The sequence below is a fragment of the Streptomyces sp. NPDC016845 genome, from assembly GCF_044332585.1.
GTDB lineage: Bacteria > Actinomycetota > Actinomycetes > Streptomycetales > Streptomycetaceae > Streptomyces.
The window spans coordinates 43190-63178 of sequence record NZ_JBIRPI010000020.1 but is presented as its reverse complement, the minus strand read 5'-3'; the positions used below and the strand labels follow the sequence as shown (position 1 = coordinate 63178).

General features: G+C 71.0%; 20 protein-coding genes. 7 read left to right on the top strand and 13 right to left on the bottom strand.

What is annotated here, in order from left to right:
* The first annotated feature begins 4 nt into the window (after window positions 1-4).
* Window positions 5-1234, top strand: coding sequence for a cation:proton antiporter (locus ACH4RC_RS32910; protein WP_398207389.1), 1230 nt, complete (start codon window positions 5-7; stop codon window positions 1232-1234).
* A 70-nt stretch (window positions 1235-1304) separates the two neighbouring features.
* On the opposite strand, the gene ACH4RC_RS32905 is transcribed toward ACH4RC_RS32910, so the two are convergent.
* The 11 genes from ACH4RC_RS32905 to glgA all read right to left on the bottom strand — a co-directional run bounded on the left by ACH4RC_RS32905 (window position 1305) and on the right by glgA (window position 11879).
* Entirely contained in the window at window positions 1305-2795 is a 1491-nt protein-coding gene (locus ACH4RC_RS32905; RefSeq protein WP_398207387.1) for an MFS transporter, read from the bottom strand.
* Window positions 2796-2884: 89 nt separating this feature from the next.
* Window positions 2885-3676 carry an SDR family oxidoreductase gene (locus ACH4RC_RS32900; protein ID WP_398207385.1) on the bottom strand — a complete coding sequence of 264 codons (792 nt, stop codon included), beginning with the start codon at window positions 3674-3676 and terminating at the stop codon, window positions 2885-2887.
* 115 nt (window positions 3677-3791) lie between these two features.
* Window positions 3792-5234 carry an ankyrin repeat domain-containing protein gene (locus tag ACH4RC_RS32895; RefSeq protein WP_398207383.1) on the bottom strand — a complete coding sequence of 481 codons (1443 nt, stop codon included), beginning with the start codon at window positions 5232-5234 and terminating at the stop codon, window positions 3792-3794.
* 31 nt (window positions 5235-5265) lie between these two features.
* Complete coding sequence (locus ACH4RC_RS32890; protein ID WP_398207381.1) at window positions 5266-5715, bottom strand: nuclear transport factor 2 family protein; 450 nt, start codon at window positions 5713-5715, stop codon at window positions 5266-5268.
* A gap of 53 nt (window positions 5716-5768) precedes the next feature.
* On the bottom strand, window positions 5769-7019 hold the full coding sequence (locus ACH4RC_RS32885; protein ID WP_398207380.1) for an MFS transporter: 1251 nt from the start codon (window positions 7017-7019) through the stop codon (window positions 5769-5771).
* A 39-nt stretch (window positions 7020-7058) separates the two neighbouring features.
* Window positions 7059-7529, bottom strand: coding sequence for a nuclear transport factor 2 family protein (locus ACH4RC_RS32880; protein WP_398207378.1), 471 nt, complete (start codon window positions 7527-7529; stop codon window positions 7059-7061).
* A gap of 50 nt (window positions 7530-7579) precedes the next feature.
* Entirely contained in the window at window positions 7580-7888 is a 309-nt protein-coding gene (locus ACH4RC_RS32875) for a muconolactone Delta-isomerase (RefSeq protein ID WP_398207377.1), read from the bottom strand.
* A 141-nt stretch (window positions 7889-8029) separates the two neighbouring features.
* On the bottom strand, window positions 8030-8725 hold the full coding sequence (locus ACH4RC_RS32870) for an SDR family NAD(P)-dependent oxidoreductase (protein WP_398207375.1): 696 nt from the start codon (window positions 8723-8725) through the stop codon (window positions 8030-8032).
* Between the two features lie 26 nt (window positions 8726-8751).
* Window positions 8752-9219 carry a nuclear transport factor 2 family protein gene (locus tag ACH4RC_RS32865; RefSeq protein WP_398207373.1) on the bottom strand — a complete coding sequence of 156 codons (468 nt, stop codon included), beginning with the start codon at window positions 9217-9219 and terminating at the stop codon, window positions 8752-8754.
* A gap of 147 nt (window positions 9220-9366) precedes the next feature.
* Window positions 9367-10572, bottom strand: a complete 1206-nt coding sequence (locus ACH4RC_RS32860; RefSeq protein WP_398207372.1) for a low temperature requirement protein A — start codon at window positions 10570-10572, stop codon at window positions 9367-9369.
* 86 nt (window positions 10573-10658) lie between these two features.
* Window positions 10659-11879, bottom strand: coding sequence for a glycogen synthase (gene glgA, locus ACH4RC_RS32855; protein ID WP_398207370.1), 1221 nt, complete (start codon window positions 11877-11879; stop codon window positions 10659-10661).
* A gap of 392 nt (window positions 11880-12271) precedes the next feature.
* Here glgA and ACH4RC_RS32850 point away from each other — a divergent pair, with 392 nt between their 5' ends.
* Window positions 12272-13183, top strand: coding sequence for an alpha/beta hydrolase (locus ACH4RC_RS32850; protein ID WP_398207368.1), 912 nt, complete (start codon window positions 12272-12274; stop codon window positions 13181-13183).
* Window positions 13184-13599: 416 nt separating this feature from the next.
* Here ACH4RC_RS32850 and ACH4RC_RS32845 read toward each other — a convergent pair whose 3' ends face one another.
* Window positions 13600-14481 carry a LysR family transcriptional regulator gene (locus tag ACH4RC_RS32845; protein WP_398207366.1) on the bottom strand — a complete coding sequence of 294 codons (882 nt, stop codon included), beginning with the start codon at window positions 14479-14481 and terminating at the stop codon, window positions 13600-13602.
* A 60-nt stretch (window positions 14482-14541) separates the two neighbouring features.
* Here ACH4RC_RS32845 and ACH4RC_RS32840 point away from each other — a divergent pair, with 60 nt between their 5' ends.
* Both ACH4RC_RS32840 and ACH4RC_RS32835 read left to right on the top strand, forming a co-directional pair.
* On the top strand, window positions 14542-14913 hold the full coding sequence (locus tag ACH4RC_RS32840) for a DoxX family protein (RefSeq protein WP_398207365.1): 372 nt from the start codon (window positions 14542-14544) through the stop codon (window positions 14911-14913).
* Between the two features lie 314 nt (window positions 14914-15227).
* On the top strand, window positions 15228-16028 hold the full coding sequence (locus ACH4RC_RS32835) for an SDR family NAD(P)-dependent oxidoreductase (RefSeq protein WP_398207363.1): 801 nt from the start codon (window positions 15228-15230) through the stop codon (window positions 16026-16028).
* 15 nt (window positions 16029-16043) lie between these two features.
* On the opposite strand, the gene ACH4RC_RS32830 is transcribed toward ACH4RC_RS32835, so the two are convergent.
* Window positions 16044-16664 carry a TetR/AcrR family transcriptional regulator gene (locus ACH4RC_RS32830; RefSeq protein WP_398207362.1) on the bottom strand — a complete coding sequence of 207 codons (621 nt, stop codon included), beginning with the start codon at window positions 16662-16664 and terminating at the stop codon, window positions 16044-16046.
* Between the two features lie 560 nt (window positions 16665-17224).
* Between ACH4RC_RS32830 and ACH4RC_RS32825 the strand changes: the two genes are divergently transcribed.
* Genes ACH4RC_RS32825 through ACH4RC_RS32815 form a run of 3 tightly spaced genes read left to right on the top strand, consistent with a single transcriptional unit; the run spans window position 17225 to window position 19983 of the window.
* Window positions 17225-18856: a tannase/feruloyl esterase family alpha/beta hydrolase gene (locus ACH4RC_RS32825; RefSeq protein WP_398207361.1), complete on the top strand. Its 1632-nt coding sequence runs from the start codon at window positions 17225-17227 to the stop codon at window positions 18854-18856.
* A 44-nt stretch (window positions 18857-18900) separates the two neighbouring features.
* Window positions 18901-19512: a DUF308 domain-containing protein gene (locus tag ACH4RC_RS32820; protein WP_398207359.1), complete on the top strand. Its 612-nt coding sequence runs from the start codon at window positions 18901-18903 to the stop codon at window positions 19510-19512.
* Window positions 19513-19554: 42 nt separating this feature from the next.
* On the top strand, window positions 19555-19983 hold the full coding sequence (locus ACH4RC_RS32815; RefSeq protein ID WP_398207358.1) for a cupin domain-containing protein: 429 nt from the start codon (window positions 19555-19557) through the stop codon (window positions 19981-19983).
* The last annotated feature ends 6 nt before the right edge of the window (window positions 19984-19989 follow it).

Here is a 19989-nt window from a genome sequence, read left to right as displayed (position 1 = left end):
TCACATGCACTCCGCGGTCTTCCTGATCGAGTTCGGCGCGATCGTGCTGGCCCTCGGCCTGCTCGGCCGGTTCGCCGTACGCCTCAAGTTCTCGCCCGTTCCGCTCTACCTGCTGGCGGGCCTGCTCTTCGGCGCGGGCGGCATCGTCCCGCTGGGCGGCAGCGAGGAGTTCATCGAGGTCGGCGCCGAGATCGGGGTCGTCCTGCTGCTCCTCATGCTGGGCCTGGAGTACACGGCGGCGGACCTGGTCGGCCACCTCAAGACCCACGCCCCCGCGGGCGGCGTCGACTTCCTGCTCAACGCGCTCCCCGGAGCCGCCGCGGCGCTGCTGCTCGGCTGGGGGCCGGTGGCCGCCGTGGTCCTCGCGGGCGTCACCTGGGTCTCCTCGTCCGGGGTCATCGCGAAGGTGCTCGGCGATCTGGGGCGGCTCGGCAACCGGGAGACGCCCGTCGTGCTCAGCATCCTCGTCCTCGAGGACCTGGCGATGGCCGTGTACCTGCCGATACTGACCGCGCTGCTCGCCGGTTCGGGACTGCTGGCCGGCAGCGCGACCCTGGCCGTCGCCCTTGCCGCGGTCGGCGTCGTGCTGCTCGCCGCGGTGCGCTACGGGCGGGTCATCTCCCGTTTCGTCTCCAGTGACGACCCCGAGAAGCTGCTGCTCGTGGTCCTCGGCACGACGCTGCTCGTGGCCGGGGTCGCGCAGCAGCTGCAGATCTCGGCGGCGGTGGGCGCCTTCCTGGTCGGCATCGCCCTCTCCGGCGAGGTCGCCGAACACACCCACCATGTGCTGATGCCGCTGCGCGACCTGTTCGCCGCGGTGTTCTTCGTCTTCTTCGGCCTGAACACGGACCCCGCGACCATCCCTCCGGTGCTGCTGCCCGCCCTCGTGCTGGTCGTGGTGACCGCCGCGACCAAGGTGGCCACGGGCTACTGGGCGGCGCGACGGGCCGGTGTCGGTACGCGGGGCCGGTGGCGGGCGGGCGGCGCGCTCGTCGCCCGCGGCGAGTTCTCCATCGTGATCGCCGGGCTCGGGGTCTCCTCGGGGGTCGATCCCACCCTCGGCTCCTTCGCCACGGCCTACGTCCTGCTGCTCGTCGTCCTGGGCCCGCCCGCGGCCCGTTTCATGGAGCCGCTGGCACAGTGGCTGCCGGCACCGGGGAACCGGCGGCGCGCGGTGCCGGCGGCCGTGGAACCGGGGACCGAGCTCGCGCGGAAGAGCCCGGCGCGCCGGTGAGTCCGCGGCCGCCGGCCGACAGCAGAGCAGGCCACCCGTGCGGGTGGCCTGCTGCGTGGTCGAGGACGGGTCAGCTGTGCGGGGGGCCGTCGGCCGCCGGAGCGTCCTGCGCGAGGTCCGGGAAGCGCAGGGCCAGGACGAGCACCGCGCTCAGCACACAGACGGCGGCGGCGGCCAGGTAACCGGCGTGGAAGCCCGCGAGCCGCCCCGCCGCTCCGTCGCCGCCGGCCGCGGCGGCGACGGCGACCAGGACCGCCACGCCGACGCTGCTGCCCACCTGCTGCGCCGTCACGTTCACGGCGCCCGCCACACCGTGCCGGTGCGCCGGAAGGCCCTCCAGGGTGGCGGACGTCATCGCCCCGAACCCGATTCCCTGGCCCACACTCATGACCGCGATGCCGGGCAGCATGTCCGTCCAGTACGTGCCGTCCTGCGGAGTCAGCGCCCACAGGGCGACACCGGCGCCGATCAGCACGAGACTCGCCGCCATGAGCTTCTTGTAGAGGGCAGGGGTGATGAACCGTCCGGTGACCTGAGAGCTGACGATCACGATCAGCCCCATGGGAACCACCGCGAGAGACGACTCGAACGGCGAGTAGCCCTGCATGTCCTGCATGTACAGGGGCGCGAAGAAGAGCAGCCCGCTCACGCCGGTGTAGTAGGCGGCGCCGGTCACCGTCGCGGCCTTGACCGGGTTGCCGCGGAAGATCTGCAGCGGCAGCAGCGGGTCCTTCGCACTGCGCTCGCGCAGGACGAAGCCGGCCAGGGCAGCCAGTGCGAGGACGAGCGCCACCAGTGTCCGCGGCCGCGCCCAGCCGTGATCGCTGCCGCTGGTGACGCCGTACACCAGGAACGCGAGGCCCACGGTGACGAGCAGCGCACCGGGCAGGTCCAGCGAGCTGCGCCGCGGGGTGTCCTTGGGCAGCAGCATCCGTACCGGGACGAGTACCGCCGCACTCGCCACGACACTGACGACGAAGACCGAACGCCAGCCGAACAGATCGGTGAGCACGCCACCGGCGATGAGACCGGCGCTGAAACTGCTCGCCCCCGTCGCCGCGTACACCGCGAGAGCTCGGTTGCGCCGCGGGCCCTCCGGGAAGATCTGACCGAGCATGGCCAGCGACGCCGGGCCCGACAGCGCGGCCCCCACGCCCTGGAGCGCGCGGGCGGCGATCAGTACGGGCAGGGCCGGCGCCAGGGCGGCCCCCAGCGACGCGACGGCGAACAGGGCCACCCCCAGGGCGAAGATCCGCCTGCGTCCGATGATGTCCGCGGCCCGGCCGCCGAGCAGCAGGACACCGGCGAAGGTGATCGCGTACGCGGTCATGGCCCACTGGAGGGTGGTGCCGGAGGCGTCGAAGCGGGCACCGATCGCGGGCAGGGCGGAGTTGATGACGGCCACGCCGCTCACGTCGAGCGCGAGGGCGGCGGAAAGCAGGATCAGCGCGCCCCGGTGCCGTTGCCCGGAGTCCGCCCGGCGCGGCGCCGCGGAGGCCGGGTCCGCGGATCCGGCACCGGGCGGTGTGCCTGTGGTGTGGGCCGATGGGTCAAGTGCCATGGGGTTTCTCGTCTTTCTGCGCCCTTTCGAGCAGGTCCGAAGGGTTCCGAGGGAAAGGGCACGGTGGGGGGCGGGCAGGACGGACAGCGCTACTGGGTCAGCGGCGCGACCACGAGTGAGGGCACCGTGAGGTGGCCCGGCTGCGCGGCGACGTAGGCGATCACGTCGGCGATCTCCTCGGGGCAGAGGGCCCGGTGCTCGGTGTGCAGGCGGTCGACCACGTCCTGCGGGAGATGGCGGCCGACGTCGGTGGAGGCGAGTCCCGGCCGCAGGTCGGTGACCCGGGTGCGGTGTTCGAGGAGTTCCGCGCGGAGCGTCGTGGAGATGGCGCTCACGGCGGCCTTGGAGGCGTTGTAGGCGGCGTAGCCCGGGGCGAACATCGAGGTGCCCGCGATGGACGACACGTTGACGATGTCCGTCGTACGTCCGGCCCGCGCGGCCTCGATCAGGCCCGGGAGGAACGCCGCGGTGGTGTTCAGGACGCCGAGGATGTTGGTGTCCACCATGGCCCGCCACTCCTCGAACCGCCGCTCGACGAGGGGTGCGGCGTGCATCACCCCGGCGTTGTTGACCAGGAGGTCGGGTGTGCCCAGCTGCCGGCCGGTGCTGCGAGCCGCCTCGGCGAGCTCCTCCGGGGAGGCCACGTCGCAGACGAGGGCCAGCGCCGTGCCGCCCGCCGCCGTGACCTCCTTCGCGACGGCCTCGACCGCGCCGGGCCGCCGGGCCAGGAGGGCCACCGCCGCACCTTCCCGGGCCAGTCGGCGGGCGGCCGCGGCGCCGATGCCGCCGGAGGCTCCGGTGATCACCGCGACGCGGCCGGCGAGCGGCGCGGAGGACGGTTCGGCCCCTGCCGCTTCTTCCGGAGAGGGGAGAGAGGACATGATGCTCCGTTCGGGTTCGCCGTGGTGCGGACGGCAGACGGAAAACGGGTGGCCGACGGCCCCGGGCGAGCGGGTCCCTCGGCCACCCGGGACAGCGGTGGGCGGACGCGGTGCGTCAGCTCTCCCGCGCGAGCTCCCGGGCCAGCGGGTGCTCGGCGCCGAAGGTGGCGACGGCGATGTCGTGCGGCGACCTGCCGTCGTGGCCGAGCAGATCGGTGCGCGCCCCGGCGGCTGTCAGCACGCGCGCGCAGTCCTCGTAGCCGTGCCACAGCGCGTCGTGCAGCGGTGTGTAGCCGTTGGTCGCGCCCTGGAAATCCAGGTCGATCCCCGGTGCCTCGACGAGCAGGGCGGTGATGTCGGCGTGGCCGTTGTAGACCGCCTTGTGCAGCGGCACCGCGCCGAAGGTCGGTTCGACGGCGTTCACGTCGGCGCCGGCCGCGAGCAGCGCGCGGACGATGTCGGTGTGTCCGTCCCGGCTCGCGACGAGCAGCGGGGTGTGCGCGTCGTTGAACCCGGTGACGACGGGGAAGCGACGGTCCACCTCCGCGCCGCTGCTCAGCTCCGTCCGCACGGCGGCGAGGTCGCCCTTGGTGACCGCCGCCATGAGCCGCTGCTCGGCCGCCTCCGACTCGTCGTGCGCGGTGCGTTCCTTGAGCAGCCGCTCGGCCTCCAGCAACTGCTCCTTGCCGCGCGTGTTGACGTTCAGCTCGTACTCGAAGTGCTCGCGCATCGAGAAGCCGTAGTGGGTGGAGAGCCCCAGGCCCGCGTCGGCCGAGAGCAGGTATCCGGCGACGGCGGGCCACTTGTACCAGAGCGCGTCCATCAGCGGGGTGTGTCCCGTGGTCGCGGCGACCGCGTCCACGAACGCCCCTGCCTCCACCAGCACGCGCACGGTCTCCAGGTCACCGCCCTGAACCGCCTTGTGCAGGGCGGTGCCGCCCGCCCGGCTGTCCGTGGTGAACACGTCGCCTCCGGCCGCGATCAGCTCGCGCACGATCCCGGCCGCTCCGACCCCGGCGGCCGCCTGCAGGGCCGTGAGACCGGACGCGGGGTCCCGGTGGTCGGGGTCCGCCCCGTCCTTCAGGAGCCGTTGCACCTCGGGCAGGTCACGGCGCAGGACCGCCCCCAGCAGGCGCTCGTCGAGGTCCGCCTTGAACGCGGCGACCTCACCGGCGGGGTCGAAGTACACCTTCCAGCGGACGATCCGCCCCTGGTCGTCGAGTTCGAGGCGGTGGCTGTCCTCGATCTCGAAGGGGACCTTCGTCCGGGTGTGGAAGGCCTTCGTGTAGACGCGGGCGTACGCCACCGCTCCCTCGGCCACGAGCTCCCGCAGCTCGTAACTGACGACCTCGGTCGTCTCGCCCCTGACGCGGAACGCCTCGGCGACCGCGTCACGGCCGACGTGTTCGCCGAGGTAGTCGATGACCGAGTTCCATTCGTCCTTCGGCAGTTCGAAGACGATGGAGGGCGAGAGCGTCGTCAGGACGTGGTCGAAGTCGCCCCGGCCGATCGCCGCGAACCACTCCTCCAGCACCTTTCGGGTGCGCTGTGTGTCCATGTCTGCAGTGCCTCCGTGGTGTGTGGGTGGATCAGGCCAGCCGCTGCGACACGGGCGCCAGGCGGAAGGCGTGATGGAAGAACGTGTCCGCGCCCGCCTGGTCCTGGGCGAAGTTGGTGGCCTCGACGACCCGGCCGTTCTCGATGCGCCAGAGCAGGACCCAGGTCATGTCGATGTCGTTGCCGTCGCCGAGTTCGCTCCAGCCCCGGTGCACGTCGACCACGTGGTTGTCGTCGGCGCCGAAGTAGATGCGGTCCGCCTTGAAGCCGGCGCTGCCCAGCCGGTCGAAGAAGGCGATCACCTCGTCGACGCCCTCGTGGGTGCCGGAGAGCGGGTGCCGGCCGGGGATGTGCCACCGCACGTCGGGCGCGAGGATCTCGTTGCGCATGGTCTCCAGGTCGTAGGCCGCGTAGGTCTGGAAGAAGCGGTCGACCAGAGCCTTGTTCTGCTCCGCCGCCGACAGCGATGCCTCGGTCGTCATCTGTGTTCTCGCTTTCCTGTGGGTGAAGAGGTGTGCAGTTTCCTGACGGGCCGTCAGCGAATGGTGCCGACGAGCCCGTCGGAGGAGTCCGCCGGCTGCGACGGCCCGGTCACCGGCGTCGCGGCAGCGTCGTCCGGCGGAGTCGGCGGAGTCAGGAACCGGGTGGCCCAGACCACGGGGAGCGCGACGACCAGAGCGATCATGGCCACCAGCGGAACCGCGTCCGCGCCGTGGGCGGACAGGGCCCAGCCGCCCAGGGCCGCTCCCAGGGCGATCCCGGCGTTGGCCGCCGAGGCTCCGAGGGTGGCGGCGAGATCCTTGCCCTCGCCGGCCAGGGAGATGACGCGGAGCTGGAGGGAGGACGTCACGCCGAAGCCCACCAGCCCCCAGACGGCCAGGAGGAGTCCGGCCAGGACGGCGTTGTCGCCGTACACATAGAGGGCGCCCAGCGCGGCGATCAGCACGAGGTTGCCGGCCAGCAGGGTGCCGGACGCGTTCTTGTCCGCGAACCGGCCGCCGCCGAAGGTACCGATGGCGCTGCAGACACCGAAGATCAGCAGGAACGCGCTGACGGCCCCGGACGGAATGCCGGTGACGTCCTCCACGTACGGAGTCAGGTAGGTGAAGGCGACGAACTGCGAGCCCATGAGCAGCAGATAGGCCGCCAGCATGGCGAGCACGCGGGGCGCGAAGGCATGCCGGGCCTGGGATCCGAGGTTCTCGGTGTCCGAGCTGCTCACGTGCGGCACGGTGAGCGCGACGATGACCAGCGCGAGCACGCCGAGCCCCACGACGCAGAGGAACGTCGCCCGCCAGCCCAGACCCTGTCCGACGACGGTTCCGACGGGCACACCGAGCACGGTGGCGACGGAGATGCCGCCGAACACCAGGCTCACGGCCTGGCCACGGCGGTCCGCCGGTACGAGGCCGGTGGCCACGGACGTGGCGGCGCCGACGAACAGCCCGTGCAGGGCGCCACAGACGGCACGCGCGACGAACAGCAGCCCGAAGACGCCGGTGACGACGGCGATGACGTTGCCGGCGACGAAGACCGCGAGAGCGAGCAGGAGAACGGTGCGCCGGGGCAGCCGCATGGTCAGCGCGGTCAGCAGCGGCCCGCCCACGGCGATACCGAGCGCATAGGCGGTGACGAGGAGACCGGCGGTGCCGGCGGAGACGTCGAGATCGTCGGCGATCACGTTCAGCACTCCGACGATGACGAGCTCCGCGGTCCCGACGACGAAGGAGCCGAGGCCGAGCGCGGCGAGCGCGAACCGGCTGCCGGGCGTGGCGGAGTCACTCATGGCGGGCTCCCTCGGGCTGCGGGACGGGCGGGCGGCACATCAGGCGTATTCCAGGTCGAGCTGTCCGATGAGCCCGGCCCGCTCCGTGAACTCGTACGTGGCCCGGAAGCCGTCCCCGCTCTCTCCCTTGTGCGCGAACCGGAGCAGCAGCGTGGTGCCGTCGGGCTTGGGGGTGTCGTCCAGGACCGTCAGACGGCCGCCTATGACCTCCGCGGCGGCCCACTCCTTGATCGCGTCGCGGCCGCGGAAGGTCCGCCCGGGTTCGTTGAGGACGGCGTTCTCGTGGAAAGCGGCGGCGAGCGCGTCGACGTCCTCGTTCGCCACGGCGTCGACGTAACGCTGTGCCACCGGGTTGTCGGCGGGCTTGCCGGATTCGCCCCTGGCCTGCTGCACCGTGCCGGCCGAGGCCGTGGCCGAGGCAGCCCTCGATGCCGGCTCGTCGTCGCCACCGGAGCAGCCGGTGAGCAGCAGGGCCGTCAACGCCAGCGGAAGGATGATGCGGTGGCGCATATGTTTCTCCCAGAGGTGTGGGGGTGCATGGACGGTGGTCGCCCGGAGACTCAGACCTTGTAGCGCTGCTTGACGTCGTCGGCGAAACCGACGTAGTCGCGCAGCGGCCAGACCTTCTCGAACTCCAGGTACTCGCGCATCGGCAGCCGGCCGAGGGCGGTGCGGTCGAGTTCTTCGGCGTCCGGAGAGTCGATGATGGCTATGACGCGCTTTTGCGCCGCGACCTTCCAGATGCCGACGCAGAATCCCGAGTCGACCGTTTCCTGAGCGTGCGCGGCCTCGTCCTGTTCGAGCTCCCACAGCTCGTCGAGCGAAATCCGGCCCTCGTGGTTCCACTTCATCTGGACGTAGAAAAGCACGGCAACTCCCTCAAGTCCTCGAATGATTCGTCGGCTTCGGTCCGAAACGGCGATTACCGAACATGATGGAAGGAGGCGGGAAGCGGCACCAAAAAGCGGTCCTCGACTATCTGAACTCCGCCGGCGAACAATGAGCGCGGGTCACCAGCCGATCCTGCGGCGGTCGCGGAAGAACCCGCCCGTGGGGCCGTCGTCGGGCAGCCGGGCGAGCCAGGCCACCGTGTCGGCACCGTCCTCGACGCTCGTCGGCGCGGCCCGCCCGCCCATGTCGGTGCGGACCCAGCCGGGGCACACGGCGTTGACCTTGACGGTGTCGGGCACCGCGGCGGCGACCACCAGGGTCAGCGCGTTGAGCGCCGCTTTCGAGATCCCGTAGGCGGCGGGCGAGGGCACGTTGTCGGTGAGGGCGCCGCCGCCCGAGGACACGTTCACCACGCGGCCGAACCCGCGCCGGGCCATCGCGGGCACGAAGGCCCGGCAGAGGTGGAAGGCGCCCATGAGATGGACGTCGAAGGCGTTGCGCAAGGTCTCCTCGTCGAGAGAGAAGAACCCGGCGGTCGGGTAGATGCCGGCGTTGTTGACCAGGATGTCGACCTCGGTCCCGGCGGCGGCGAGCCGTTGTGCGCAGCTCTCCACGCTCCGGGCGCTGGTGACGTCCAGTTCCTCGGCCCGGATCCGGGAACCGCCCAGCGCCTTGGCGGCCGCGGTGCCGCGGGCGAGGTCGCGGGCGGCCAGGACGACGTTCAGGCCGGCGCGGTCCAGTTGGCGGCAGGTCTCCAGACCGATTCCGCGGTTGGCGCCGGTGACCAGCGCGGTCCGGGTGCGTACCGGATTCACGGTGCGGACTCCTCTGTGGGTGGTCGTCAGACGGCTACGTGCCCGGATTGCGGGGCGCTGTCGTCGCGCAGGGCACGGATGATGGGAGACGGGTCCGTGTAGGACTTCCAGCGGACGATCCGGCCGTCGCGGACCGTGAGCCACTGGACGAATTCGATCTCGAACGTGGCGCCGGTGGCACGCACGGTGGACAGTTCATGGACGACGCCCGCGGCCTGGCAGCCGTCGACCACCAGGTTCACCAGTTTCTCGACCCGTACGTCCACCGCGTCGTGGAATATGTCCAGCGTGGCGAGAACGGCGTCCCGGCCGCGGTGGGTTCCTATCCACTTCATGTCGTCGTTGTAACTGGGAACGGGAATGTAATTGATCCACTCGACGTCCTCGGCGAGCGTGTCGACGGCGGCGTCGAAGTCGCCCGATGTCAGCGCCTCGAACCACCGTTGGGCAACCCTCCGGGTCTCTTCCGTGGCAGTGGCCATGGCAGTGGTCATGAAAACTCCTGGGGATGAGGGGATTTCCGGGGGCGCCGAGCGCGGGCCTGCCGAGTGCCGGGCATGTGGTGGGTCGCCTGGAACATCGCTGTCGTGACGGCGGCGTCGCCCACCACGTCGGTTCTCTCAGTTCTCAGTTCTCAGTTCTCAGTGGTAAAGGTGCGCCATCTTCTTGGTCCAGCGGTGGTCGCTGAGCAGGGCGGCACCGATGAGCACACCGAGCACGACGACCTCGATCACGGCCGATCCGTAATGGCCCACCGGGATCGCCAGTACGGCGAGCAGCGCAGCGGTGAAGTGGAAGCGCTGCGGGCCGATCTTCAAGATCCCGTGGAACCAGGCGATGCCGCCGAGATACAGCGCCACACCGCAGGCCAGCGCGGTGGACGGGGCCCCGGCCAGTGGTTCGTAGGGGTGCACGATGGTCTTCTTCACCGCCGCCGCGATCAGGATCAGTCCGAGCAGCATCGGGACGTGGGCGTAGAAGAACGCGGCGAGGGCCAGGCGCGAGCGGTGCACCGCGTCCTGGCGTTCCAGGGCGAGCTCGGCCCGCCAGGCCTTCTCCGACTCGTCGAAGTACACCCACCACAGACCGGCCGGGATGACGAAGATGAGGACCGCTGTGGTCACGACGGACGGCGGCGCCTGGCCCCCGTCGGTGCCGATGCCGAGCGCCAGGAACGAGTCCCCGAGCGCGATGATCATGAGCAGGCCGTGCCGTTCCACGAAGTGGCCCGGTTTCAGCTCGAAGCCCGACACGCCGGTCAGCACGGGCGCGATGACCTCGAGCCCGACCGCCGTGATCCACAGCGCGTACACGACCCACCCGTCGAGGAAGCCGGCCCAGATGATGAGAGCCGCGCCCACCGTGTGGAACGGCGCGATGCGCAGCATGTTGCGGGCCGCCTGGGTACCGCCGAGCGCGAAGAGGGTGGCGTGCACGGAGACGATCACCAGATAGCCGATGCCGAACGCGACCCCGTCCCCGTGGAAGGCGTTCGGGGTCGCCAGACCGATGACCAGGAACGAGGCCATGCCGAGCAGCAGCAGGATCCGGTGGTGCCTGCGATGCGGCGGCAGGTGATTGGTCAGCCACGCGTATCCGCCGTACATCCACCACAGGAGCCAGAAGATCAGCAGTACGCGGCCGACTCCCCGCACCGTCATGTCCCGGCTCAGGACGCGGGCGAGCTGAGTGAAGTTGAAGACGAACGCGAGATCGAAGAACAACTCCAGAGTGGTGACTCGAGCGCCGCTTTTCGGAGAGGTGTCCACAGACGATGCAGTGGGCTCCACGGTCTCCTCTTGCTTGCGGAAACCCTCTGCAAGTCTCGCGGAAGTCGTTTGAGACATGTCTGGGAAACTAACGGCCGCGCAGGTGGTCCGGTCAAAAGGTTCCGGCGGACAACATGAGGTCGACGAGCGCGCGCCACAGGCTCTCAGCGGTCCAGGACGCGCCGGTACACGGCGTGCGCCCGCTGCGCGGCGACGTCCCAGCCGAACTCCTTCCGGGCCCGGGCGAGACCGGCCGCGCCGAGCCGGGCGGTGTGGTCGGGGTCGGCGAGGAGCCGGTTCACCGCGGCCGCGAGGTCGGCGGCGAAGCGCCGGGGGTCCAGGGGCGTGCCGCTGCCGTCCTGTTCCTGCTCGACGGTGACCAGGAGCCCGGTCTCGCCGTCCGCGACGACCTCCGGGATGCCGCCCGTCGCGGTGGCGACGACGGCTGTACCGCAGGCCATGGCCTCCAGGTTCACGATGCCCATCGGCTCGTAGAGGGACGGGCAGACGAACACCGAAGCGTGGGTGAGGAACTGCAGCAGCGAGGTCCGGTCGAGCATGCCGTCGATCCGTACGACACCGTCGCGCACCCGGCGCAGTTCGTCGACCAGCGCCGCGGTCTCGGCCGCGATCTCGGGGGTGTCGGGTTGGCCGCAGCACAGGACGAGCTGGGCGCGGGGGTCCAGATCGAAGGCCGCGCGCAGCAGTTGGGGCAGCCCCTTCTGCCGGGTGACGCGGCCGACGAACAGGACGATGGGCCGGTCGGGGTCCACCCCGTGCCGCTCGAGCGCCGCGGTGCCGTGGTCGGGGCGGTAGGTCCGGGTGTCGATGCCGTTGTGCACCACGTGCACCCGGTCCGGGTCCACGTCGGGGTAGACGCGCAGGATGTCCTGGCGCATGCCGTGCGACACGGCGACCAGCGCGTCCGCGCTCTCCAGCGCCGACCGTTCCACCAGGGACGACAACGCGTAACCGCCGCCCAGCTGTTCGGTCTTCCAGGGGCGGAGCGGTTCGAGGCTGTGGGTGGTGGCGACATGGGGGATGCCGTACAGCACCTGCGCGAGCCGGCCGGCCGCGTTGGCATACCAGGTGTGGCTGTGGACCAGGTCCGCGCCCGCGCAGGCCGCGGCCATCTCGACGTTCACCCCGAGGGTGCGCAGGGCGGGGTTCCGCTCCCCGGGCAGGTCGCGTTCCGCGTAGGCGGTCACGTCCTGTCCGTCGCGCGGTGCCCCGAAGCAGCGCACCCGCAGATCGACCAGTGGGCGCAACTCCTTCGCGAGTTCCGCGACGTGGACACCGGCGCCCCCGTAGATCTCCGGAGGGAACTCCTTGGTGAGCAGATCGGCGCGTATGCGGGGTGAAGGAGCGGGCGACTGCACAGGCATGACGACTTCCCTGGGTCCGTGGACGCTGACAAGCGCGGCGCTCGCCTCACCCGGGCGACGGCACCGGGCCGCCGGGCCCTGTGCGGCGGCGGACGGCGCGACGACGGGCCGGCCCCGCGCCCCGAGGCCCGCTGCCGTCATTCGGCGTGACCATAACCAAGGCAGGAGGAGACCGTGAGAAGCGAGGACGTACAACCTGAAGTCGTGGCGACCGGGCCGTCACCGAAGAGAAATGGGCCTTCCCCGCCCCGGAAAATCAATGTCGACGACGAAGTCATGAAGTCTCGACGAGAACGACCCGGCAGCTTGACACCGAATCGACCATTCCCCATACCGTGCATCGCGGAGCGCAGCTGCGCCGCCAGGACGAGGCTGGACGGAAAGGGAGATCCATGAACCCCAACGGTGACGTGCGTGTCGAGGGGGTCACCCTCCCCAGCGCGGGGGTCGACCTGCGCGGCGACCTCTACCGGCCGGCGTCGCAGCCGGCGGGGGAGTCCTCCTCCCCGGCCGTACTCGTGGTCGGCTCGTGGCTCACGGTCAAGGAACAGATGGCGGGTCGCTACGCCGCCGGACTCGCCCAGCGGGGCCTGACCGCCCTCGCCTTCGACTTCCGCGGATACGGGGAGTCCAAGGGTGACCCGCGGAACTTCGAGTCCCCGGAGCGCAAGATCGAGGACATCGTGAGCGCCGTCGCGTACCTGAAGTCCCGCCCCGACGTGGACGCTTCGCGCATCGGCGCGCTCGGCATCTGCGCCGGCGCCGGGTACATCGCGGTCGCCGGCTCCCGCGAGCCGGAGATCCGCTCCGTCGCCATGGTGGCTCCCTGGCTGCACGACGCGACGCTGGTCGAGTCCATCTACGGCGGCCCGGACGGCATCCGCGAGCGGATGGCCCTGGGCGAGACGGCCCGGACGAAGTACGAGTCGACGGGCGAGGTCGACTACATCCCCGCGGCCAGCGACACCGACGAACGAGCCGCGATGTACGGGCCGTTCGACTACTACCTGCGGGCCGACCGGGGCGCCGTCCCGCAGTGGGGCAACCGGTTCGCCGTCATGAGCTGGCCGCAGTGGCTGACCTTCGACCCCATCGCCGTCGCCCCCCGGTGCACGGCACCCACGTACATGCTGCACAGCCCGGACGCCGCCGTCCCGGACGGCGCCCGCCGCTTCCACGAGGCGCTGACGGCCCCCAAGGAACTGCGGTGGACGACGGGCGGCCAGTTCGACTTCTACGACCAGGAATCCACGGTGGCCCCGGCCCTGGACTCGGTGCGGACCCACTTCGAAAAGACGCTGTGACGCCGATCCGGCCCATTTCATGACGGGCACGCGCATCACCCTCGTCGGCGCGGCCACCGTCGCGGTGGCGACCGTCGGGTCAAGGGGGCCGGCGGGCGTGGGCTGCGTGGCCTAGTGGGCCTGCGTGGCCTGCGTGGCCTGCGTGGCCTGCGCGGCGTGCGTGGCCTGCCCGGCTTGCGCGGCCTACGCGGTGTGCGCGGCCTGGGTGGCTGCGTGGCCTGCGTGGCCTGCGTGGCCTGCGTGGCCTGCGTGGCCTGCGCGGCCTGCGCGGCCTGCCCGGGCGTCGCGGGCGCTACGGGCGCTACGGGCGCCGCGGGTGTCTTCGTGCCGGTCGAGGCGTTCACCGCTGACGAGGCCGCCGCCGAAAGGGTGGCCTTACGGCTGGTCACCGCACCGGTGGACCGTCGACCCCGTCATCAACTCCGGCGCAACCGCCGCGCGATGGCCCCCAGCAGCTCATCCAGCGCGCCCTTGTGCGTCCGCCCCCGGTGCCGCGCCAGCCCCACCCGGCTCGGGGAGACCCCGCTGACCGGACGGAACACCACGTCCGGGTGGAGGTGGAAACGAGCCGCCGACGCCGGGGCCAGCGCCACGCAGCCACCGGCCACCGCCCCGAGCCACTCGTCGGGGCGGCTGGTGACGGCGCCGACCCGGACCGGGCGCCCGTCCCGCTCCTCCGTCGCCAGCCAGTGCTCCCTCCAGGCCCCGGTCTCGGCTCCGGCCGCGACGAACGGCTCGTCCCAGAGCTCGGAGAATTCCACCGTCTCGCGGTCCGCCAGCCGATGCCGAGCCGGGAGCAGCACCCCGCGCTCCTCAGCGAACAGATCCAGCACCGTCAACCTCTCCTGCCCCGGGAACGGCAGACGCACCACCGCCGCATCCACCTCGCCCCGGGCCAGTCCGGCGCTCGGGTCCGACCAAGCGGACTGCCGCAGCTCCACCCGCCACTCCGGCCGCGCCCGGCGGAACTCGGCGATGACTTCAAGTCCGGCACCCACCGCGCCCGCGTCCAGGAAGCCCAGGCGCAGCACCCGCGCCACCCGGCCGACAGCCAGCGCCGCCTCGTCCCAGCCGTCCAACAACGCGGGTACCCGTGCGGCGAGTTCACGGCCTGCCTCGGTCAGCGCCATCCCCGACCGTGAACGCGTGAAGAGCCGTACCCCGAGGTCGTCCTCCAGGCGCCGGATCTGCTTGGTCAGCGCGGGCTGCGAAACGAACAGCCTCTGTGCCGCCCCGGTCAGGGTGGTTTCCTCCGCCACCGCGGCGAAGTACCGGAGCAGGCGTGTGTCCACATCCATGCCAGCAGGTTATAGAGGCAGGTATTGGACGGCGCCGAAGCGCCCGGGGACCCTGAAGGCATGACCGGAACCCAGCTCGCGCTCCTCGTCGTCACGTGGCTCACCATCGTCAGCAATGTGGGTATCGCCGCCGCCGACCTCGCCGGAGCGCGCTTCGTACTGGCCAACTCGGCGGAGGTGGGCGTCCCCCGGTCCTGGCTGCCTCGGCTGGCCGCCTGCAAGCTGGCCGGCGCGACGGGCCTCCTCCTCGGCCTCCTCGACGCCGCGCTGCGCCCTCTGGCCGCCGCGGCTGCCTGCGGTCTCGTCCTGCTCTACGCAGGCGCACTCGCCTTCCATCTGCGCGCCCGCGTGCTGTACAACCTCGCGTTTCCCGGCTTCTACCTCGCCACTGCCGTCGCCTCGCTGGCCCTGACCCTGAGCGCGTCCTCCTGAGGCGTGTGGTCACAGGCTTCCGCACGCCGCCGACGAGGCCGTCGGGCTGCCCCGTGACTGTCCCGCCCTCGGGCCAGGCCGCTCGCACGGCGTCGACATTCGACCGGCGGCGGCCACTTCGCGGCCCGGGAACAGCCCGGCTACTGGCCAAGGCCGACTCCGACACGTGAGGGCGTCACCGGCCTACATGGTTATCGCTTGACGGTGCGGATCGGCTTCCATGTGCCGCAAAAAGTCTACGGCCGTATACTTGACAGCGGCGGCACATCTCTCCGGTCATCACGGCCGGCGAGGCCCGAGCGAAGGACGTGGACATGAACCTGAATCTGACCGGAAAGCGCGCGCTCGTCACTGGATCGAGCGGCGGACTCGGTGAAGCCACGGCGAAACTGCTGGCGGCCGAGGGCGCCTCGGTGCTGATCCACGGCAGGGACGAGGAGCGTGCGGAAAAGGTCGCCAGGGAGGTCCGTGGGGCCGGCGGAGACGCTGCCGTCGTTCTGGGCGACCTGGCCGACGACGAGGCAGCCGCCGAGGTCGCCCGGGCGGCCACCGCCGGCGGCCCCGTCGACATCCTCGTCAACAACGCCGGTTTCTACCGGCATCTGTCATGGACGCAGGCGACCCCCGACGAGTGGCGTGACACCTACAACGTCAACGTGGTGTCGGGGGTGCGGATGATCCAGCACCTCGTCCCCGCGATGCGGGAGCGCGGCTGGGGCCGGGTGATCACGATCGGCGGCGGTCTCGCCTCCCAGCCGATGAACACGCACCCGCAGTACAACGCCACCTTGGCGGCCCGGCACAACCTCGCCGTGTCGCTGGCCCGCGACCTGAAGGGCACCGGCGTCACCTCGAACGTCGTCTCGCCCGGGGCGATCCTCGTCGAGGCCACCAAGGAACTCGTCACCCACATCGGTCCCGCCCGCGGCTGGGGCGACACCTGGGAGGAGATCCGGCCCAACGCCGTCGAGGCTCTCATCCCCAACGACCAGGAGCGCTTCGGCGAGCCCGACGAGATCGCCGGGGCGGTGGCGTATCTGTGCAGCGAGTACGCGCAGTACATCAGCGGCGCCACCATCCGCGTCGACGGCGGGCTCATCCGCTCCGCCTTCTGAACGCCCGTTCTTCGGTCAGTCGTCGGGATTCTCCGCGCCGGCGTCGGGCGCGGCTCCGTCTCCGGCCTCCGCCGTGAGGGGCTGGAGCATGGCCGTGAGCAGTTCCGCGAGGTCGTCGTCGGCGGCCTCGGCGAGCGCGGTGGTGCCGACGACCGTGCGCAGCAGCCACACCCCGGCGACCAGGGCAAGGCCGAGCTGGGCCCGAACCTCTGCCCCGGGCTCCGGCAGCAGCCCCGCCAACCGGGCGCCCACATGTGTCTCGATGCCCTGGCGAAGGGCGTCCGTCGCCTCGGGGTCCGGCACCGAACGCAGCATCAGCAGGAACGGGTCGAGACGCTCGGCACCGGGCCCGGTGCGCTCGGCGAGGGTGTGCGCCAACGCCTGTGACAGCTCTCGGCGCTCGTCGCCCACCACGGTCGGCGGTTCGAAGGCCCGGTCCACCGCCTGGGCGAACAGCCGGTCCTTCGAGCCGAAGTAACGGTTGATCATCATGGCCGTCACCCCCGCCCGTTCGGCGATCTGCCGCACCCCGGCCCGCGCATAGCCGTGCTCCGTGAACTCGACCACCGCCGCGGCGAGGATCGCCTCGCGCGTCGCGGCGCCGTCACGCTTACGGGGAGGTTGCCCAGCATCCATGCACAGCAGCATAGGTCGGTTCGGTGACGCACCCCGTCCCTGCCACGGGCACGACAGGACGGGTGTCATCGGCCGGATGTGAAGGTCTACGCGAGGCTCGGCTCGGCTTGGCTCGGCTCACCTCGGCACCCGAGAAAACGTGCAGTAACTGCCTTGACAGGTGGCGAGCGCGTCGACATGATTTCATCACCGCCTCAAGCGGTGACTTCGGTGGCTTCGGTGACACGAGCGGAGCGCGATGAGGCGGCCGATGAGATCCACGACCTTTCGACCCTGATGGGGAGCACAGTCTGGGTGCAACGGCACCACGCGAAGTGGCCGCGCGAGGAACATGCGGAGGCGTCGACTTCCGTCGAATGACCTAAGCGTCAACTCCGCCGACAGAGCCGTCAATTGACTGTTGTCGCGCCGTGGGGCCCACGGACACAGTTGTCACCGGACGGCGGCATCGAGCCCGACCGAGTGCTCGAAGCAATGCATCCCCAACTCTGGACACGTCATGTGACGTGCACATGTGTCGCCGTCGCAGAAGACGCACACCTACCACTTGGACGGGAAACATGAAGAAGGCTCTGACGGCACTCGCGGCAGGTGTGCCGCTGGTCGCGGCGGCGGTATGGCTGCCGACCGCCTCGGCCGACGAGACGCGCGATACCGCCGCCACCGCCGCCACCACCACCGCCGCCGCCTGCGCGGCGCCGTCCGTGAAGGCTCCGGCCGGCACGAGGGTGGAGTCCGTGACCGCGGTCCGCCAGGCCGGCGGCACCATCCAGGGCACCGGGCTGCTCGGCGGCGAGGTCTCGGGTGTCCCGGCGTTCTGCCAGGTGACGGTCGTGCTCACCCACCCGGGAGAGGGCGATCACGCCAAGGTGCAGACCTGGCTGCCCGAGCAGGAGTGGAACGGCCGTTTCCAGGCGATCGGCGGCAGCGCCTTCAGCGCCGGTGACAACGGCGTCGGCCTGGGTACCGCGGTGAAGAACGGCTACGCGGTGATGACGACGGACGCGGGCGTCGGTGACGTCCTGGACACGAGCTGGGTCCTCGACGACAAGGGCCGGGTCGACCGCACGGCGCTGAAGAACTTCGCCTCCCGCTCCCAGCACGAGGCCGCGGCCGTCGGCAAGGCGGTCGTGAACGGTGTCTACGGCAGGCACGCCGCCTACTCCTACTTCACCGGCTGCTCCACCGGCGGCCGCCAGGGCTACATGGAGGCCCAGGCCTACCCGGACGACTACGACGGCATCCTCGCGGACGCGCCCGCCATCAACTGGGACGAGTACGAGGTCGCCACCCTGTGGCCGCAGGTGGTCCTGAACAACGAGAAGACCTACCCGACCGACTGCGAGCTGAAGGCGTTCACCGACGCCGCCGTCAAGGGCTGCGACAAGCTCGACGGCGTCAGGGACGGCCTGGTCAACGACGCCTCCCGCTGCGACTTCGACCCGCGCCGGCTGATCGGCACCAAGGTCGACTGCAAGGGTGAGGAGCTGACCATCACGGCGGCCGACGCGGCCGTGGTCCGCAAGATCTGGGACGGCCCCCGCACCACCTCGGGCCAGAAGCTCTGGGCGGGCGTCCCGGTCGGCGCCGACCTGACGGGCCTGGCGCACTCCGAGCCCGACAAGAGCGACGGCGTGGTGAAGGGTGTGCCCTTCCCGGTCCCCGCCGCCTGGGTCCAGCTCTTCCTGGCGAAGGACCCGTCCTTCGACCTCACGAAGATCACCTACAGCGACTTCACGAAGCTGTTCAAGCAGTCCCAGGCCGAGTACGACGAGGTCATCGGCACCGACGACCCGGACCTGTCGGACTTCCGCAGGTCCGGCGGCAAGCTGATCACCTGGCAGGGCGACACCGACCAGTTCATCCCCGCCCAGGGCACCGTGCGCTACCACCAGCAGGTCGGGCGTGAGTTGGGCGCCAAGCGGGTCGACGACTTCTACCGGGTCTTCCTCGCCCCGAACACCGACCACTGCGGCCTCAACGGCCAGGACGGTTCGGCCGACGGCCTCGCCGCGCTGACCGCCTGGGTCGAGCACGGCAAGGCGCCCAGGACCCTGCCCGCCACGCTGGTCGACACCGATGGCGAGAAGGTCGAGCGCGACCTGTGCGCCTATCCCGCGGTGTCCCACTACAAGGGCCACGGCGACCCCGCCCTCGCCTCCAGCTTCCGCTGCGTCTCCCCCCGGAACTGACCGGGTCGGCGACGACCTCCTGACCTGAGAAAGGCCGAACCTCCATGAGCACACAGAGGGCGACCGCGACCACCCGGACAGCGTCCGCGACCACCCAGGCGGCCACGGACGAACGATCCTCCCTGCTGAAGCTGTACCTCGGCCGCGGCCTCCTCGCCGTGGCCTGGGCCCTGGCGTTCGCCCGGGCCCACGAGGACGCCGACGCGGTGGCGATCACCCTGCTGGTCGTCTACCCGCTGATCGACGCGGTGTCCTCGCTGCTCGACCACCGCGCCACCCCCGAGGGGACCGAGCGCAGGGTCACCGCGTTCAACGGGGTGCTCAGCGTGCTGGCCGCCCTCGCCATCGGTGTGGCCGGCGCCGGCGGCGAGGCACCGGTGCTGCATGTGTTCGGCGCCTGGGCCGTCGTATCGGGTGCCGCTCAGGTGATCGTCGGAGTGCGGCGGCGCGGCCCCGAGTTCGGCAGGCAGTGGCCGACGCTGATCTCGGGCGGGCTGTCCTTCCTCGTCGGCATCACCTACAACATCCAGGCCGCGGGCGACCATCCGTCGCTGGACGCGCTGTCGGTGTACGCCACCGGCGGCGGGGTCTGGTTCATGCTCCAGGCGCTCCTCCTCGGCCGGAAGTCCCGCCGGCTGCGCACCCGGACCGCCTGACGGCCGTAGCCCAGCTGGCTCCTGACACCTATGGGAGAACCCGTGACGATCGATCGACGCTCTCTTCTCCGTACCAGCGGTGTCGCGGCGGCCGGCGCCCTCGGCGTCGCCGCCCTCTCCTCGACTGCCCAGGCCGCTGACTCCGGCCCGACCGACGGTGTGACCAGGACCCTGCTGCAGGAACACCCGTCCCCGGCCGAGGGCTGGGAGACGGTGCAGACCCTGGTGCAGATCCCCCGGCACAAGGAGTCGGGCCGGCACAGCCACCCCGGAGTGGAGGTCGGCTACATCGTCCGCGGCGACGTCCTCATGAAGTTCGACGACAGGCCGTCGGTCCGGCTGCGCACGGGCGACCCGTTCTTCATCCCGTCCGGGACCATCCACAACGCCGTCAACGTCGGCAAGGTGACGACGATGATGCTCTCCACGTATGTCGTCGACGAGGACGAGCCGCTGGTGACGACGTACTAACCGTCG

Bases quoted from the DNA above. Each gene is read 5' to 3' on its own strand.
- ACH4RC_RS32910 (WP_398207389.1), top strand. From the start codon at position 5: ATGCACTCCGCGGTCTTCCTGATCGAGTTCGGCGCGATCGTGCTGGCC.
- ACH4RC_RS32905 (WP_398207387.1), bottom strand. From the start codon at position 2,795: ATGGCACTTGACCCATCGGCCCACACCACAGGCACACCGCCCGGTGCC.
- ACH4RC_RS32900 (WP_398207385.1), bottom strand. From the start codon at position 3,676: ATGTCCTCTCTCCCCTCTCCGGAAGAAGCGGCAGGGGCCGAACCGTCC.
- ACH4RC_RS32895 (WP_398207383.1), bottom strand. From the start codon at position 5,234: ATGGACACACAGCGCACCCGAAAGGTGCTGGAGGAGTGGTTCGCGGCG.
- ACH4RC_RS32890 (WP_398207381.1), bottom strand. From the start codon at position 5,715: ATGACGACCGAGGCATCGCTGTCGGCGGCGGAGCAGAACAAGGCTCTG.
- ACH4RC_RS32885 (WP_398207380.1), bottom strand. From the start codon at position 7,019: ATGAGTGACTCCGCCACGCCCGGCAGCCGGTTCGCGCTCGCCGCGCTC.
- ACH4RC_RS32880 (WP_398207378.1), bottom strand. From the start codon at position 7,529: ATGCGCCACCGCATCATCCTTCCGCTGGCGTTGACGGCCCTGCTGCTC.
- ACH4RC_RS32865 (WP_398207373.1), bottom strand. From the start codon at position 9,219: ATGACCACTGCCATGGCCACTGCCACGGAAGAGACCCGGAGGGTTGCC.
- ACH4RC_RS32860 (WP_398207372.1), bottom strand. From the start codon at position 10,572: ATGTCTCAAACGACTTCCGCGAGACTTGCAGAGGGTTTCCGCAAGCAA.
- glgA (WP_398207370.1), bottom strand. From the start codon at position 11,879: ATGCCTGTGCAGTCGCCCGCTCCTTCACCCCGCATACGCGCCGATCTG.
- ACH4RC_RS32850 (WP_398207368.1), top strand. From the start codon at position 12,272: ATGAACCCCAACGGTGACGTGCGTGTCGAGGGGGTCACCCTCCCCAGC.
- ACH4RC_RS32845 (WP_398207366.1), bottom strand. From the start codon at position 14,481: ATGGATGTGGACACACGCCTGCTCCGGTACTTCGCCGCGGTGGCGGAG.
- ACH4RC_RS32840 (WP_398207365.1), top strand. From the start codon at position 14,542: ATGACCGGAACCCAGCTCGCGCTCCTCGTCGTCACGTGGCTCACCATC.
- ACH4RC_RS32835 (WP_398207363.1), top strand. From the start codon at position 15,228: ATGAACCTGAATCTGACCGGAAAGCGCGCGCTCGTCACTGGATCGAGC.
- ACH4RC_RS32830 (WP_398207362.1), bottom strand. From the start codon at position 16,664: ATGGATGCTGGGCAACCTCCCCGTAAGCGTGACGGCGCCGCGACGCGC.
- ACH4RC_RS32825 (WP_398207361.1), top strand. From the start codon at position 17,225: ATGAAGAAGGCTCTGACGGCACTCGCGGCAGGTGTGCCGCTGGTCGCG.
- ACH4RC_RS32820 (WP_398207359.1), top strand. From the start codon at position 18,901: ATGAGCACACAGAGGGCGACCGCGACCACCCGGACAGCGTCCGCGACC.